This is a genomic window from Streptomyces sp. NPDC111520 (genome assembly GCF_055635295.1).
Window position 1 is genome coordinate 624,622 of record NZ_JBVKBW010000001.1, and the last position, 14,803, is coordinate 639,424.

Here is a 14,803-nt window from a genome sequence, read left to right on the forward strand (position 1 = left end):
TTGCGCGACGGCCGTGCGGGTGCAACTATTCACTCAGTACATGTATTGAGTGAATAGAAGGAGGGGGGCGTCGCGTGAGCACCGGCAACGTCCTGCTGGGTCTGCTCGCCGCCGGTCCTGGCCACGGCTACGACCTCAAGCGGCGGCACGACGAACGTTTCCCCGAAGCCCGCCCCCTCGCCTACGGACAGGTCTACACGAGCCTGCAGCGCCTGGTGCGCGACGGCCTCGCCGAGGTCGACGCCACGGAGAGCGACGGCGGCCCGGAGCGCACCACCTACCGGCTCACCGAGCGCGGCTCGCAGACCCTGCGGACCTGGCTCGGCGAGCCCGTACCGCCCGCGCCGGTCAGCGCGGCCAACGAGATCTTCGCCAAGGTCACGGCGATCATCGCCTCCGGCTACGGCGACCCGGCCGCCTTCCTGCGCCTCCAGCGCGCCGCCCACCTCGCGCGGATGCGCGAGCTGACCACCGTGAAGACCACGGCCGGCGCCCCGCTGGCGGCCGTGCTCTCCGCCGACTACGCCCTCACCCATCTCGACGCCGACCTGCGCTGGATGGACAACGCCGCGCAGCGCCTCGGCGCACTGGCCGAGGAGGTCACCTCAACATGACGACACCTCTGATCGAGGCACACGGCCTCGTCAAGCGGTACGGCACCACCGACGCCCTGCGCGGCGCCTCGCTGCGCCTACTGCCCGGGGAGGTGCTGGCCGTCACCGGACCGAGCGGCAGCGGCAAGTCCACGCTGCTGCACTGCATGTCCGGCATCGTCCGGCCCGACGAGGGCGAGATCCACTACGGCGTCGAGCGCCTCGACCAGGCGGGCGAGAACCGCCGCTCCACCCTGCGGCGCACCGACTTCGGCGTCGTCTTCCAGTTCGGGCAACTGGTCGGCGAACTGACCGCCCTCGACAACGTGGCCCTGCCACTGCTGCTGGCCGGGACCTCGCGTGCCGCGGCCCACAGGAGTGCCCGCACCTGGCTGGAGCGCTTCGGCGTCCTGGGCCAGGCCGGACTGCGCCCCGGCGAGATGTCCGGCGGCCAGGGCCAGCGCGTCGCCCTGGCCCGCGCCATGGTCACCACGCCCAAGGCGGTCTTCGCTGACGAGCCGACCGGCGCCCTGGACTCCCTCGCCGGCGAGCAGGTCATGACGGCGCTGGTCCACGCCGCCCGCGAGTCCGGCACCGCCGTGCTGCTGATCACGCACGACGCCCAGGTCGCGGCGTACGCGGACCGCGAGGCGACCGTCCGGGACGGCGTCGTCGAGACCGAGGACGAGCCCGCCGCGGAGGTGACCCGGTGAGGGGGCTGCGGGGGGACGCCCTGCTGGCCTGGGCACTGCTGCGGGGCTCCCCGCGCAGTGAGTGGTGGCGTCTGGCGCTGACCGCGCTCGGCGCGGCCCTCGGCACGGGCTTCGCGCTGGCGGCCGCGGTCGTGGCCGTGATCGGCACCCGGTACGGGGGCGGCCCTCCCCGGTACACCAACGGCCTGCTCAACAGCGCCGGGCTGCGGCCGGGGGTCGTCGTGGTGCTCCTGCTGCTCCTGCTTCCGGTGCTCGCCTTCCTCGGCCAGTGCACCCGGATCGGGGCGCTGCGGCGGGAGCACCGGCTGGCCGCACTCCGCCTGTCCGGGGCCGGCCCGCGGCAGGTCCGGCGGATCGCCGCACTGGAGGCGGGCGCCGCGGGCGGCCTGGGGGCGGTGGCCGGGCTGCTGGGCTTCCTGGTGCTGCGCGCCCTGCTCACGGCGGTGCAGGGCGACCGCGGGGCGCTGACCTGGCCCACCGATGTGCCGGTGCCGTGGCTTGCGGCCGCCCTGGTCGTCCTCGCGGTGCCGGTGCTGGCCACTTTGGAGGCGCGGTTCACCCTCCGCCGGTCGGCCGTCGACCCGCTGGGCGTGCTGGCGAAGCGGCGCCCGCCGCGCGGCGGGGCGATCCGCTGGCTGCTGGGCCCGGTGGCGCTGCTGGCGGGGACCGCGCTGATGCCGGCGGGGACGCGGGTGGCGCCGGCGCCGCTGGTGGTGGGGCCGGTGATCCTCGCGCTCTACGTCTACGGGCTGCTCCACAGCAGCGCCGGGTTCGCGCTGCTCACGGGGAGGCTGGCCGCCCGGTCGGGCCGCCCGGTGCTGCTGATCGCCGGGCAACGGCTGCGGAACGACCCCTGGGCCGCGTCGCGGGCCCACGCGGTGCTGATGCTCGCGGCGCTGGTCGGCGCGGGCTGGGTGACCGCGCGCCGGGTGACGGTGGACAGACTGCGCGCGGAGAGCGGCTACAGCGCCGCCGACGTCGCCTTCCACATCGGCGGCTGGAACCTGGCGGGGCTCGCCATCCTGATCGCCAGTGCGGTCACCGTAAGCGGCGTCGCGGTGGGCGTCGTGGAGTCGCTGATGACCCGGCGCCGGACCCTGGCCGCACTCGCCGCGGCGGGCACGCCCCGGAAGGTGCTGTGGCGCGCCACACTGCTGGAGACCGCGCTGCCCCTCGCCCCCGCGCTCGTGCTGGGCGCCGTCTGCGGCCTGACACTGGTCTCGCCCGTCCTGCTCAACGCCGAGCGGCGCGCCCTGCCCCTGCTGGAGCCGGCACTGCTCACCGGCGGGCTCCTGGCCGCCGCACTGCTGGCGACCGCGGCCTGCCTGCCGCTGCTGCGGCGCACCGTGCACCCGGCGCAGCTGCGCCACGAGTAGCGGGCGCAGGGCACCGGAAGGGGGCCCCGGACCGGCACGGGGGTGCGGTCCGGGGCCCTGGGCCCGGTCAGGAACAGGTCAGGAACAGGTCAGGAACGGGTCAGGACAACACGAAGGCCCGGTCTCAGGCGGATATGCCGTCGATCCGGGCCATGGCGTCCTCCGCGCCGAATGCCTGCAGGTATGGCAGCCAGCGCGGGTCCCTATGCCCCGTCCCGATGATCCGCCAGGCGAGGCCCGACGGCGGGGCGGGCTGGTGGCGCATCCGCCAGCCGAGCTCGGCGACGTGGCGGTCGGCCTTGAGGTGGTTGCACCGGCGGCATGCCGCGACCACGTTCTCCCACGTGTGCTGGCCCCCGCGGCTGCGCGGGATCACGTGGTCGACGCTGGTTGCGACGCCTCCGCAGTACGCGCACCGGCCGCCGTCCCGGGCGAACAGCGCCCGCCGGGTCAGGGGCACGGGGCCGCGAAAGGGCACTCGGACGAATTTGGTGAGCTTGACGACACTGGGAGCGGGGACAGTACAGGTCGCGCTGTGCATATAGGCGCCGGATTCCTCGAGGCACACGGCCTTCTTGTTCAGCACGAGGATGAGCGCGCGGCGGAGCGGTACGACGCCGAGCGGCTCGTACGACGCGTTGAGGACCAGGACATGCGGCACGGGTGCCTCCTTTTACGCCGGCGGCGCGTGGCTCGCGCCGGGACGATCTGCCCACAGTCTCTCCGGAAGCCCGGTCGCGGCGCCACCATGACCGGGTAACGGAGCGAGGGTGTTTTCAACCACACCCCTTTTACATGCCCTGAATCACCGCACGTCGCGCTCGAACAGCACAACGGGACACTTCGCCTCCACCGTTAGTGTGGGAAGCCTGCCCAACCCGGAGGTTTCCGCCCGTGTCCCCATCGCCGTCCACCGTCACGACGATCGACGACGCCCACAAGAGCGCGACCGACGCCGCCGACTACATCAGCCGGAACTGGGCGGACTGGCTCTCCGCCGGGCTGCGCATCCTGCTGATCGTGGTGATCGCGCTGGTGCTGCGGACCGTCGTGCGCCGGATGATCACCAAGTTCATCGAGCGCATGAACCGCGGCGCCGAGGCCGCCGGGACCAGCGCCCTGGGCGGACTGCTGGTCAACGCGGAGCGGCGGCGGCAGCGCAGCGAGGCGATCGGCTCGGTGCTGCGCAGCGTGGCCTCGTTCGTGATCCTGGGGACGGCGGCGCTGACGGTGCTGTCCGTACTGAAGATCAACCTGGCTCCGCTGCTGGCCAGCGCCGGTGTGGCCGGTGTGGCGATCGGCTTCGGCGCGCGGAACCTGGTGACCGACTTCCTCTCCGGCGTCTTCATGATCCTGGAGGACCAGTACGGCGTCGGGGACGTCATCGACGCGGGCGTCGCGAGCGGCACCGTGGTCGAGGTCGGACTGCGGGTGACCAAGCTGCGCGGCGACAACGGCGAGATCTGGTACGTCCGCAACGGCGAGGTGAAGCGGATCGGCAACCTCAGCCAGGGCTGGGCGACGGCCGTGGTGGACGTCCAGGTCGGCTACACGGAGGACCTGGACCGGGCCCGCGCGGTGATCGAGGAGACCGCCGCCGCGATGGCCAAGGACCAGCCGTGGGACGAGGTGCTCTGGGAGCCGGTCGAGGTGCTGGGCCTGGAGTCGGTGACCTCGGACTCCGTGCTGATCCAGGCACAGGCCAAGACCATGCCGGGCAAGGCGGCCGCGGTCGCGCGGGAACTGCGCTGGCGGATCAAGCGGGCCTTCGACGCGGCCGGGATCGCGATCGTCGGCGGCACGCCGCCGGCGGTGGCGGAGGACGAGCCGGCCGACCCCTCGGCCGCCGTGGCCCCGCCGTCCGCGCTGGCCAACCCGGCCTCCCCGCAGGCGCTGGCGGCCCAGCCGCTGGCGCCCGCGCCGGCGTCGTCCCAGCCGAGCACGGTCAAGTAGCGAACGCCGCCCACCAGGGGCGCCGGGCACCGCCCGGCGCCCCTTTTCCATGCCCCGGCGCGGCCGGTAACGCTTTGGCGGCGACCTCGCGAACCGCCCTTGACGCTCCGGCTACGGGCGCCTACCTTGCCTTTCACCAACAGGAAAGTTTCCTAACTACCAACAGGGGGCACACCCGCCCCTCCGACCCCACCCAGCCCACCAGCCCCGTGCCGTAGCCTGCGGCGCGAGCCGTCACGACGAGGGAGGACGAGACCGTGGCCGGTACCCCCGGAAGCCCAGGCACCCCTGGCACCCCCGGCACACCGCGCGTACTGCGGGCGATGAACGACCGTGCCGCGCTCGACCTGCTCATCGAACACGGCCCCCTCTCCCGGACCCGGATCGGCAAGCTCACCGGGCTGTCCAAGCCCACCGCCTCCCAGCTCCTCGCCCGCCTCGAAGCGGCCGGACTGGTGCTCGCCACCGGCACGACCGCCGGACGCCCGGGACCCAACGCCCAGCTGTACGCGGTCAACCCCGCGGCAGCGCACGTCGCCGGCCTCGACGTGACGACCGAGCGCATCCGCGCCGCCGTCGCCGACATCACCGGCCGGGTGGCCGGCGTCTTCGAGCTCGCCACCCCCGGCCGCGGCCGGCGCGGCCAGGGCGGCGCCGTCGAACAGGTCGTCCAGGCCGTCGACGGCGCGGTCAAGGCGGCCGGACTGCACCGCACCGACCTGCACCGGATCGTCGTCGGCACCCCCGGCGCCTTCGACCCCAGCACCGGCCGGCTGCGCTACGCCAGCCACCTCCCCGGCTGGCACTCCCCCGCCCTCCTGGACGAGCTGGCCGCCGCCCTGCCCGTCCCCCTGGAGTACGACAACGACGTGAACCTCGCCGCCGTCGCCGAGCAGCGGCTCGGCGCGGCCCGGGACCACGACGACTTCGTCCTGCTGTGGAACGAGGAAGGCATCGGCGCGGCCATCGTGATCGGCGGCCGGCTGCACCGCGGCTGGACCGGCGGCGCCGGCGAGGTCGGCTTCATGCCGGTGCCGGGGACCCCCCTGGTCCGGCACGTCGCCAAGGCCAACGCCGGCGGCTTCCAGGAACTGGCGGGCTGCAACGCGGTGCTGCGCATCGCGCGCGAACTGGGACTGCCCGTGCCGCGCGGCACGCAGGCCGAGGGCGCCTCGGCACTACTGGCCGCGGCGGCGGGGACCGGTGACGGCGCGCACGCGGAACTGCTGCGGCGCTTCGCCACCGGGCTCGCCGTCGGACTCGCCTCGCTGGTGACCGTCCTCGACCCCGGCCTGATCGTCCTGGCCGGCGGGGTGATCGCCGCCGGCGGGGAGCCGCTGCGCTCCCTCGTCCAGTCCGAACTGGCCGAACTGGCCGTGCCCCGGCCCCGGCTGGTGCTCGGCGGCGTACCGAACGACCCCGTCCTGTCCGGAGCGCTGCAGAGCGCCCTCGCCACCACCCGCGACGAGGTGTTCGACACCTCGCGCTGACCGCAACAGCCCACCCACCACCCGCACTCGCAGCGGACGGGCCCGCCCCGGGTCCCTCCGCCGGTCTCGCACACCCTCGAACCGCCCGAAGTCCCCCCGGAGGAAGCGAAGTGTCCGGTTCCACCAAGACGGCCGCGGCCGCCGTCGCGGCAGCCGCCGCGATAACCCTGCTGACGAGCGCGTGCACGGGCTCGAGCAACAACACCGCAGGCGACGACCCCACCAAGGACGTGACCATCACCTTCTGGCACGGCTGGTCCGCGCCCAGCGAGGTGAAGGCGATCGACGCCAACGTCAAGGCGTTCGAGAAGGCCCACCCCAACATCCACGTCAAGGTGCAGGGCAACATCACCGACGACAAGATCAACCAGGCACTGCGGGCCGGCGGCCCCAACGCCCCGGACGTCGTCTCCTCCTTCACCACGGACAACGTCGGCAAGTTCTGCTCCTCCAACGCCTTCGCCGACCTGGACCCGTTCCTGAAGAAGTCCGGCATCGACCCGGCCGCCACCTTCCCCAAGCCGATGCTGGAGTACACCCAGTTCGAGGGGAAGCGCTGCACGCTGCCGCTGCTCGGCGACGCCTACGGCCTCTACTACAACAAGGACGCCTTCAAGGCCGCCGGGATCGCCTCCCCGCCGAAGACGCTCTCGGAGTTCAAGGCCGACGCCGTCAAGCTCACCAAGAGCAAGGGCGACTCCTACTCCCAGCTCGGCTTCATGCCGAACTTCCACGGCTACGAGTCCACCACCACGCACCTGGCCGCCCAGTGGGGCGCCAGGTACTTCGACGCGGACGGCAAGTCGAACGTCGCCAAGGACCCCGGTTTCGCCGCCATGTTCACCTGGCAGCAGGACATGGTGAAGGTGCTCGGCGGCTTCAAGAAGCTGGAGAAGTACCGGTCCGGCTTCGGTGACGAGTGGGGCGCCAAGAACCCCTTCCACACCGGGCAGGTGGCCATGGCCGTCGACGGCGAGTGGCGGGCCGGCATGGCCAAGGAGGCGGGCACGAAGTTCGAGATCGGCGTCGCCCCCTTCCCCGTACCGGACGACCAGGCCGACACCTACGGCAAGGGCTACCTGTCCGGCACGATCATCGGTGTCGCCAACACCAGCGCCAAGAAGAACGCCGCCTGGGAACTGGTGAAGTACATGGCCACCGACACCGACGCGGTGGTGAGCTTCTCCAACGCCATCCACAACGTGCCGTCCACGCTCGCCGCGCTCAAGTCCCCCGACCTGGACGCCGATCCTCTCTTCCGCACCTTCGTGGAGATCGCGCAGAACCCGAACAGCAGCACCACCCCCGCCAGCGTCAACGGCGGCACCTACCAGCTGACCCTGCAGGACTTCGGCTACGCCTACGAGGCCGGAAAGCAGACCGACCTGGCCGCGGGCCTCAAGGGCGTCGACGAGCAGGTCGACAAGGACATCGCGCAGGCCCGCTGATGAGCACCGTCCACCCGATGCTGAGGGCGAAGCGCCGCCGCGAGGCGCTTCGCACCCTCGCCTTCATGTCGCCCTGGATCGTCGGCTTCAGCGTCTTCTTCGCCTACCCGCTGGTCTCGACCCTCTACTTCTCCTTCATGAAGTACGACGGGTTCGCCGCCCCCACCTGGAACGGCGTCAGGAACTGGTCGTACGTCTTCAACGACTACCCGTTCTTCTGGCCGGCGCTGCGCAACACCCTGTGGCTGGTCGTGGTCATGGTCAGCCTCCGGGTCGTGTTCGGCCTGGGGATCGGACTGCTGATCACCAAGATCAAGACCGGTGCGGGACTGTTCCGCACCGCCTTCTACCTGCCCTACCTGGCCCCGCCGGTGGCCGCGACCATGGCCTTCGCCTTCCTCCTCAACCCCGGCACGGGCCCCGTCAACAACCTGCTGGGCAAGGCCGGACTGCCGACGCCCGGCTGGTTCAACGACCCGACGTGGTCCAAGCCCGCCCTCACACTGCTCGCGCTGTGGGGCATCGGCGACCTCATGGTCATCTTCATGGCCGCCCTGCTCGACGTGCCCAAGGAGCAGTACGAGGCCGCCGAGCTGGACGGCGCCGGGCCCTGGGCGAGGTTCCGCTACGTCACGCTGCCGAACATCTCGCCCATCGTGATGTTCGCCGTCGTGACCGGCGTGATCCAGACGATGCAGTACTACACCCAGCCCCTGGTGGCGGGGAAGGTCGCCAGCGGCGTCATCGGCGGCTCCGGCCAGCAGTTCGAGCCGGGCTACCCGGAGAAGTCCACGCTGACCCTGCCGCAACTGGTCTACAACCTCGGCTTCCAGCGCTTCGACACCGGCTCGGCCTGTGTGATCGCCCTCGTGCTCTTCGCGCTCGCCATGGCCTTCACCGCGCTCCTCATGCGCCGCCGCAGCGGCTTCCTGACGGCGGAGGACTGACACCCATGACCACCCACGCCACCCTCGCCCCCTCCGCCACGGCGCCCGCCACCGGTCTCCCCTCCGGTGCCCGGCGCGACGCCGCCCGCAAGGCGGCGCTCCGCTGGATCGCGGTGCACGCCCTCGGCATCGCCGCCGCGCTCTTCTTCGTCCTGCCCTTCGTCTTCGTCTTCCTCACCGCGGTGATGAGCGACAGCCAGGCCCTCACCCGCGACCTGTGGCCGAGGACCTGGGAGTGGGGCAACTTCGGCACCGTCTGGGACACCCCCGGTTTCCTCACCTGGTGGCGCAACACCCTGCTGTACGCGGGCCTCGGCACCGTGCTGACCGTCGTGTCCAGCACGCCGGTCGCCTACGCGCTGGCCAAGTTCCGCTTCCGCGGGCGCAACCTGTCGATGATGCTCGTGATCTCCACGATGATGCTGCCCCCGCAGGTCGTCATCGTGCCCATGTACCTGTTCTGGGCGAAGCAGCTGCACCTGTCGGGCACGCTGTGGCCGCTGATCATCCCGATGGCCTTCGGCGACGCGTTCACCATCTTCCTGCTGCGGCAGTTCCTGCTGACCATCCCCAAGGAGTACACGGACGCGGCCCGGGTGGACGGCTGCGGCGAACTGCGCACGATGCTGCGCGTCGTCCTGCCGATGGCGAAGCCGGCCATCGCGGCCGTGGCGCTGTTCCAGTTCTTCTACTGCTGGAACGACTACTTCGGCCCGCAGATCTACGCGAGCGAGAACCCGGCGGCCTGGACCCTCAGCTACGGCCTGGAGTCCTTCAAGGGCGCCCACCACACCAACTGGAACCTGACGATGGCGGCCACGGTGCTGGTCATGGCACCCGTGATCGTCGTCTTCTTCTTCGCGCAAAAGGCCTTCATCGAAGGCGTGACGTTGACGGGAGTCAAGGGTTGACTCCTTCCCCAACCTGTTGGCGGAGGATTCCAGCAGTCGCCCACTGGGTTTCCTGCTTCGTCGCCGACTGCCCTGTCCGGGAGCGCTCCCGTTGAGGTCTTACACCGGCACCACAGGCCGACACCGCCAGCCCGGCGGCCAGAAGGTTCTTTGCCGCGTTCACGTCGCGGTCGTGGACCTTCCGCACGCACCCGAAGGTGCGCGACAGCTCCGCTGCCTGCGCATCGGTCGGATGGAAGCGGTACCTGAAGGCCCCCTTCGCGGAACTGGCCATCACTCACAAATTATCACGTTCCGTTGTGACGCCATGACGGGTTGTGGCGGGTGGGTGCCGAACGCCCCACGGGTGCTTCGGCCCTCGCTGCCCTGCTCCGCAGGAGTCAAATTCTTCCTCCGCCTGAAGGCGGAGGCTGCCTCGGAGGTTCCTGATGAAACTTGCGGTCGTGGGCGGCGGGTCCACGTACACCCCGGAACTCATCGACGGGTTCGCCCGGTTGCGGGAGACCCTGCCGGTCGAGGAGCTGGTCCTGGTCGACCCCGCCGAGGACCGGCTGCGGCTGGTCGGCGGGCTCGCCCGGCGGATCTTCGCCCGGCAGGGCCACCCCGGCACCGTGACCACCACCTCCGACCTGGACGCGGGCGTGGCCGGGGCGGACGCCGTGCTGCTGCAGCTGCGCGTCGGCGGCCAGGCCGCCCGGGCGCAGGACGAGGCCTGGCCGCTGGAGTGCGGCTGCGTCGGCCAGGAGACCACCGGCGCGGGCGGGCTCGCCAAGGCGCTGCGCACGGTGCCGGTGGTGCTGGACATCGCCGAGCGGGTGCGCCGGGCCGCCCCCGACGCCTGGATCATCGACTTCACCAACCCGGTCGGCATCGTCACGCGTGCCCTGCTGCAGGCCGGCCACAAGGCCGTCGGGCTGTGCAACGTCGCCATCGGCTTCCAGCGCAGGTTCGCCGGGCTGCTCGGCGTGACGCCCGAGCAGGTCCACCTCGACCACGTGGGCCTCAACCACCTCACCTGGGAGCGCGGGGTCCGGATCGGCGGACCCGAGGGCGAGGACGTCCTGCCGAAGCTGCTCGCCGAGCACGGCGACGGCATCGCCGGCGACCTCCACCTGCCCCGCGCGCTGCTGGACCGGCTGGGTGTGGTGCCCTCGTACTACCTGCGGTACTACTACGCCCACGACGAGGTCGTGCGGGAGATGCGGGACAAGCCCTCCCGGGCCGCCGAGGTGGCCGCCATCGAGGCCGAACTGCTGGAGATGTACGGGGACGAGACCCTCGACGAGAAGCCGGAGCTGCTCTCCCGGCGCGGCGGGGCCTACTACTCCGAGGCCGCCGTGGCGCTCGCCTCCTCCCTGTTGCGGAACACCGGCGACGTCCAGGTCGTCAACACCCGCAACGACGGCACCCTGCCGTTCCTCCCCGACGACGCCGTCATCGAGGTGCCGGCCACCGTGGACGCGAACGGGACGCACCCGCTGCCCGTCCCGCCCCTGGACCCGCTGTTCGGCGGCCTGGTCGCCAACGTCACCGGCTACGAGGACCTGGCGCTGACCGCCGCCGTGCACGGCGGCCGCGACCGGGTCTTCAAGGCCCTGCTGTCGCACCCCCTCGTCGGCCAGTACGAGTACGCCGAGGCCCTGACCGACCGTCTGATCGCGCACAACCGGGAGCACCTCGCGTGGGCCTGAACCCTCTCGTCCCCGACGGCGTGCTCGCCGTCGACGCGGGCAACAGCAAGACCGACGTGGCCCTGGTCGCCGCCGACGGGACGGTGCTCGGCACCGCCCGCGGCGGCGGGTTCCAGCCGCAGGTCGTCGGCACCGAGACGGCGGTCGAGGTGATCGCGCGGATCGTGGAGCGTGCCGCGGACGCCGCGGGCCTGTCCCCGCGGTCCGGCGGGCCGCTGGTGCGGCACGTCTCCGCGTGCCTGGCCAACGCCGACCTGCCCGTCGAGGAGCAGCAGCTCGAACTCGCCGTCCACGCCCGCGGCTGGGGGGAGGACACCCGCGTCGCCAACGACACCTTCGCCCTGCTGCGCGCGGGCGTCGACGAGCCGCGCGGGGTCGCCGTGGTGTGCGGCGCGGGCATCAACTGCGCGGGTATGCTCCCGGACGGCCGTACCGCCCGCTTCCCGGCGATCGGCCACCTCTCCGGCGACTGGGGCGGCGGGGCGGGCCTGGCCGACGAGGCCCTGTGGTGGGCGGCGCGCGCCGAGGACGGCCGCGGCGGCTCCACCGCGCTCGCCACGACGCTGCCCGGGCACTTCGGGCTGACCTCGATGTACGCCCTGATCGAGGCCCTCCACCTGGGCCGTGTCGCGGTCTCCCGCAAGCACGAGCTGACCCCGGTGCTCTTCGCCACCGCGCAGGACGGCGACCCGGTCGCGCGGGCGATCGTGGAGCGGCAGGCCGAGGAGATCGTGGTCATGGCCACGGTCGCGCTGCGCCGGCTCGGCCTCCTCGACGAGGAGACCGACGTCGTCCTCGGCGGGGGTGTGCTGGCCGCCCGTCACCCCCTGCTGATGGACTCCGTGACCTCCCTGCTGGCCGCCGCGGCGCCCAAGGCCGTACCCCGGGTGGTCACCTCGCCGCCGGTGCTGGGCGCCGCCCTGCTGGGCCTGGACCGCACGGGCGCGGCCGCCGAGGCGCACGCGCGGCTGCGGGCGCACTACGCATCGGTGGGCTCCGTGTCGTGACCGGCGCGCACGCCGGGGGAACCGAACACGCTCCCCCGTGCGTGGTGAGCTGCGAGGGGGCGGCGCGCGGGGGGACCCCACGGGCGGCGGTCGGACCGTGTCGGACGGCAAGATCCACGCAATCCCTGGGTGGATGTCTGTGACGACGGTCATACTGCTGGTCATGGGCTCGTCGCGCGTACGCGCGGGCGAACGGGTCGGGGGGAGGGCCGGCAGGTGACACGGACGCCGATGGAGACGGAGTCGCCGACCGTGCGGGTGGACACGCCCGCACCCGGCGGCAGGCGACCGCGGGCGTGGGTGGAGCGACCACGCGCGTGGCGCGCCGCGGCCACCACGGAACCGGGCAGGCTGCGCGTCATCGGGGTGCTGCTGGCCCTGTGCGTCGTGGCCTTCGGCGCGGTGACGGCGTGGCAGATCACCGAGCGCTCGGCCGCGGCCGACGACGTGATCCACCACAGCGGGCCGCTGAGCGCGCGTGCCGCGGACATCTACCGCTCGCTCGCCGACGCCGACGCCACCGCCGCCGGCGGTTTCCTGGCCGGGGGCGACGATCCCGCGCAGGACCGCGAGCGGTACGCCCGGGACATCCGTACGGCCTCGCGGAACATCGCCGAGGCGGCGGCCAGTTCCGAGGACTCCGCCCAGGCGCGGGAACGCCTGGAGCGGCTGAACCAGCGGCTGTCGGTGTACACCGGGCTGGTCGAGCGGGCCCGGGCCAACAACCGCCAGGGCTTCCCGGTCGGCGGGGCGTACCTGCGGCGCGCCAACAAGATGATGAGCGAGGAGATCCTCCCCGACGCCAAGCAGTTGTGGACGATCGAGACCGAGCGGCTGGGCGAGGACTACGCGGACGCCAAGGTGCTGCCGCTGGCCGCCTGGGCGCTCGGCGTCGTGGCGCTGGCCGCGCTGGTGTGGGCGCAGCGGCGTTCGTACCGGCGCACGCAGCGGGTGTTCAACCCGGGCATGGTGGCGGGCACGGTGGCCACCGCCGTGGTCCTGCTGTGGCTGGTCGCCGGGCACGGTGTCGCCCGCGCGAAGCTCGACGACTCCTACGCGCACGGGGCGCAGTCGCTGCAGATCCTCAACGAGGCCCGGATCCAGACCCTGCAGGCCCGGGGCAACGAGAACCTGACGCTCGTGGCCCGCGGCAGCGGGGACGCCTACAGCGCGGCGTACGACAAGCAACTGCAGGGCCTGGCGGGCACGGACGCCGACGGGCGGACGGGCCTGCTGGCGCAGGCGCTCAGCCTGGCCGACGACGACCGGGGCCGCGAGAGCGTCACCTCCGCCATGGAGGCCGCGAAGGCCTGGTGGGGGCTGCACGCGGAGGCCCGTGAGAAGGACGACGAGGGCAACTACCTGGACGCCGTGGCCCAGACGATCGGCGGCACGTACGAGGACGGCGGGCGGCCCGAGCAGTACACCGGCTTCTGCTTCGACCAGGTGGACACCGATCTCGCCCGTGCCGTCGCGCACGAGCAGCAGGAGTTCGAACAGGCCGCCGCCGACGGGCGCGGCGCGCTGGGCGGTTTGGTGCCGGGGGCCGCGCTGCTGGCGGTGCTGGGCGCCGCGGGCGCGGTGCTCGGCATCGGGCGCCGGCTTTCGGAGTACCGGTGAGCGGGGGGAGGCCGCCGATGGGACGCGAGGGACACGGGCAGCGCCGGTGGCGCGGGCGGGGCTGGGGTGCCGTGGTCTCGGCGGCCCTGGTGGCCGCCGTCGCGGCCGCCGCCGCCGTGCTGCCGCCGAAGGAGGGCGCGGGCCGGGACGGCCGGCCGGAGGCCAGGACGACGGCCGCCGGGAGTCCCGCAGCGGCGCCGGGGAAGGCCGAGGCCGATGACGACTGCGGCGGCCACCCGGAGGCGAGCCTGCGGCCGTCCTCCGCGAGCGGTCCCGCGGTCGAGCGGATCCGCAAGCGCGGCAAGCTGGTCGTCGGGGTCGACCAGAACAGCTACCGCTGGAGCTACCGCGACCCGGCCTCCCGGAAGATCGTCGGCTTCGACATCGACTTGGCCAAGGCCATCGCCGAGGACATCCTCGGCGACGAGGACGCCATCCTGTACAGGACCGTGCCGACCGCCAAGCGCTTCGACGCCGTCAACAACCGCGACGTGGACCTGCTGGTGCGGACCGTGAGCATCACCTGCGAGCGGATCACGGAACGGCACATCGCCTTCTCCACGGCCTACTTCGAGGCGGGACAGCAACTGCTGGTCCCCCGTCAGGGTTCGGCGATCAAGGGGTTCGACTCCTCCGCGCGGGGGAAACGGATCTGCGTCGCCCAGGGCAGCACCGCCCAGGCCGAGCTGGAGAAGGAGAAGGAGCGGCTGCGGCCGCGCGTCCTCCTCGTGGCGAACCAGCTGGACTGCCTGGTGATGCTGCAACTCGGCGAGGCCGACGCCGTGGTCACCGACAACGCCCTCGCCGCCGGCCAGGCGGCGCAGGACCCGGCGGTGCGGCTGGTGGGCGAGCCGGTCACCACCGAGTACTACGGCGTGGCGATGAACGACAAGGACACCGACCTGGTGCGCCGGGTCAACAGGGTGCTGGAGGACTACCGCGGCGGCGGCGCGGACAGCCATTGGATGCAGGCGTACCGTACCTGGCTGGAAGCGGACCTCCCCGGTATCGAGGGGCCGCCGCAACCGCTCTACAAGGACTGACGGCAAGCACG

The 14,803-nt window shown here is 72.5% G+C and carries 14 protein-coding genes; 12 read left to right on the forward strand and 2 right to left on the reverse strand.

All coding sequences use genetic code 11. The annotated features are described in order from the left end of the window. Positions 1–74: 74 nt before the first annotated feature. Genes ACZ7MY_RS02865 through ACZ7MY_RS02875 form a run of 3 tightly spaced genes read left to right on the forward strand, consistent with a single transcriptional unit; the run spans position 75 to position 2,682 of the window. Positions 75–614 (forward strand): PadR family transcriptional regulator, encoded by a 540-nt coding sequence (locus tag ACZ7MY_RS02865; RefSeq protein WP_499598990.1) that lies wholly within the window; start codon positions 75–77, stop codon positions 612–614. Continuing rightward, positions 611–1,306, forward strand: a complete 696-nt coding sequence (locus ACZ7MY_RS02870) for an ABC transporter ATP-binding protein (protein WP_499598991.1) — start codon at positions 611–613, stop codon at positions 1,304–1,306. Before ACZ7MY_RS02865 ends, ACZ7MY_RS02870 begins: the two co-directional genes overlap by 4 nt. Beyond that, positions 1,303–2,682: an FtsX-like permease family protein gene (locus tag ACZ7MY_RS02875; RefSeq protein WP_499598992.1), complete on the forward strand. Its 1,380-nt coding sequence runs from the start codon at positions 1,303–1,305 to the stop codon at positions 2,680–2,682. Before ACZ7MY_RS02870 ends, ACZ7MY_RS02875 begins: the two co-directional genes overlap by 4 nt. 124 nt (positions 2,683–2,806) lie before the next feature. Here the strand turns inward: ACZ7MY_RS02875 and ACZ7MY_RS02880 are convergent, their stop codons facing one another. Further along, entirely contained in the window at positions 2,807–3,343 is a 537-nt protein-coding gene (locus ACZ7MY_RS02880; protein ID WP_499598993.1) for an HNH endonuclease, read from the reverse strand. Positions 3,344–3,576: 233 nt separating this feature from the next. Here ACZ7MY_RS02880 and ACZ7MY_RS02885 point away from each other — a divergent pair, with 233 nt between their 5' ends. The 5 genes from ACZ7MY_RS02885 (at position 3,577) to ACZ7MY_RS02905 (ending at position 9,431) form a co-directional block, all read left to right on the forward strand. Then, on the forward strand, positions 3,577–4,635 hold the full coding sequence (locus ACZ7MY_RS02885; protein WP_499598994.1) for a mechanosensitive ion channel family protein: 1,059 nt from the start codon (positions 3,577–3,579) through the stop codon (positions 4,633–4,635). Positions 4,636–4,958: 323 nt separating this feature from the next. Then, positions 4,959–6,125: an ROK family transcriptional regulator gene (locus ACZ7MY_RS02890; RefSeq protein ID WP_499598996.1), complete on the forward strand. Its 1,167-nt coding sequence runs from the start codon at positions 4,959–4,961 to the stop codon at positions 6,123–6,125. Between the two features lie 110 nt (positions 6,126–6,235). After that, positions 6,236–7,573: an ABC transporter substrate-binding protein gene (locus tag ACZ7MY_RS02895; RefSeq protein WP_499598998.1), complete on the forward strand. Its 1,338-nt coding sequence runs from the start codon at positions 6,236–6,238 to the stop codon at positions 7,571–7,573. After that, entirely contained in the window at positions 7,573–8,520 is a 948-nt protein-coding gene (locus tag ACZ7MY_RS02900) for a carbohydrate ABC transporter permease (protein ID WP_499599000.1), read from the forward strand. Before ACZ7MY_RS02895 ends, ACZ7MY_RS02900 begins: the two co-directional genes overlap by 1 nt. 5 nt (positions 8,521–8,525) lie before the next feature. Next, on the forward strand, positions 8,526–9,431 hold the full coding sequence (locus tag ACZ7MY_RS02905) for a carbohydrate ABC transporter permease (RefSeq protein WP_499599002.1): 906 nt from the start codon (positions 8,526–8,528) through the stop codon (positions 9,429–9,431). Here ACZ7MY_RS02905 and ACZ7MY_RS02910 read toward each other — a convergent pair. After that, complete coding sequence (locus ACZ7MY_RS02910; protein ID WP_499599004.1) at positions 9,421–9,705, reverse strand: helix-turn-helix domain-containing protein; 285 nt, start codon at positions 9,703–9,705, stop codon at positions 9,421–9,423. The two genes, ACZ7MY_RS02905 and ACZ7MY_RS02910, sit on opposite strands and share 11 nt — an antisense overlap. A 154-nt stretch (positions 9,706–9,859) precedes the next feature. Between ACZ7MY_RS02910 and ACZ7MY_RS02915 the strand changes: the two genes are divergently transcribed. From ACZ7MY_RS02915 to ACZ7MY_RS02930, 4 genes are all read left to right on the forward strand, one after another. Next, on the forward strand, positions 9,860–11,122 hold the full coding sequence (locus tag ACZ7MY_RS02915; protein ID WP_499599006.1) for a 6-phospho-beta-glucosidase: 1,263 nt from the start codon (positions 9,860–9,862) through the stop codon (positions 11,120–11,122). Next, a complete protein-coding gene (locus ACZ7MY_RS02920; RefSeq protein ID WP_499599008.1) occupies positions 11,113–12,129 on the forward strand; it encodes an N-acetylglucosamine kinase in 1,017 nt (338 codons plus the stop codon). The genes ACZ7MY_RS02915 and ACZ7MY_RS02920 overlap by 10 nt, the downstream gene beginning before the upstream one ends. A gap of 216 nt (positions 12,130–12,345) precedes the next feature. Further along, positions 12,346–13,749, forward strand: coding sequence for a GlnX family signal transduction membrane protein (locus ACZ7MY_RS02925; protein ID WP_499599010.1), 1,404 nt, complete (start codon positions 12,346–12,348; stop codon positions 13,747–13,749). A 17-nt stretch (positions 13,750–13,766) separates the two neighbouring features. Then, positions 13,767–14,792 carry a glutamate ABC transporter substrate-binding protein gene (locus ACZ7MY_RS02930; protein ID WP_499599012.1) on the forward strand — a complete coding sequence of 342 codons (1,026 nt, stop codon included), beginning with the start codon at positions 13,767–13,769 and terminating at the stop codon, positions 14,790–14,792. Positions 14,793–14,803: the final 11 nt, after the last annotated feature.

Excerpts from the sequence above, each read along its gene's own strand:
- ACZ7MY_RS02890 (WP_499598996.1), top strand. The coding sequence starts at position 4,959 with ATGAACGACCGTGCCGCGCTCGACCTGCTCATCGAACACGGCCCCCTC.
- ACZ7MY_RS02900 (WP_499599000.1), top strand. The coding sequence starts at position 7,573 with ATGAGCACCGTCCACCCGATGCTGAGGGCGAAGCGCCGCCGCGAGGCG.
- ACZ7MY_RS02870 (WP_499598991.1), top strand. The coding sequence starts at position 611 with ATGACGACACCTCTGATCGAGGCACACGGCCTCGTCAAGCGGTACGGC.
- ACZ7MY_RS02930 (WP_499599012.1), top strand. The coding sequence starts at position 13,767 with ATGGGACGCGAGGGACACGGGCAGCGCCGGTGGCGCGGGCGGGGCTGG.
- ACZ7MY_RS02915 (WP_499599006.1), top strand. The coding sequence starts at position 9,860 with ATGAAACTTGCGGTCGTGGGCGGCGGGTCCACGTACACCCCGGAACTC.
- ACZ7MY_RS02905 (WP_499599002.1), top strand. The coding sequence starts at position 8,526 with ATGACCACCCACGCCACCCTCGCCCCCTCCGCCACGGCGCCCGCCACC.
- ACZ7MY_RS02910 (WP_499599004.1), bottom strand. The coding sequence starts at position 9,705 with ATGGCCAGTTCCGCGAAGGGGGCCTTCAGGTACCGCTTCCATCCGACC.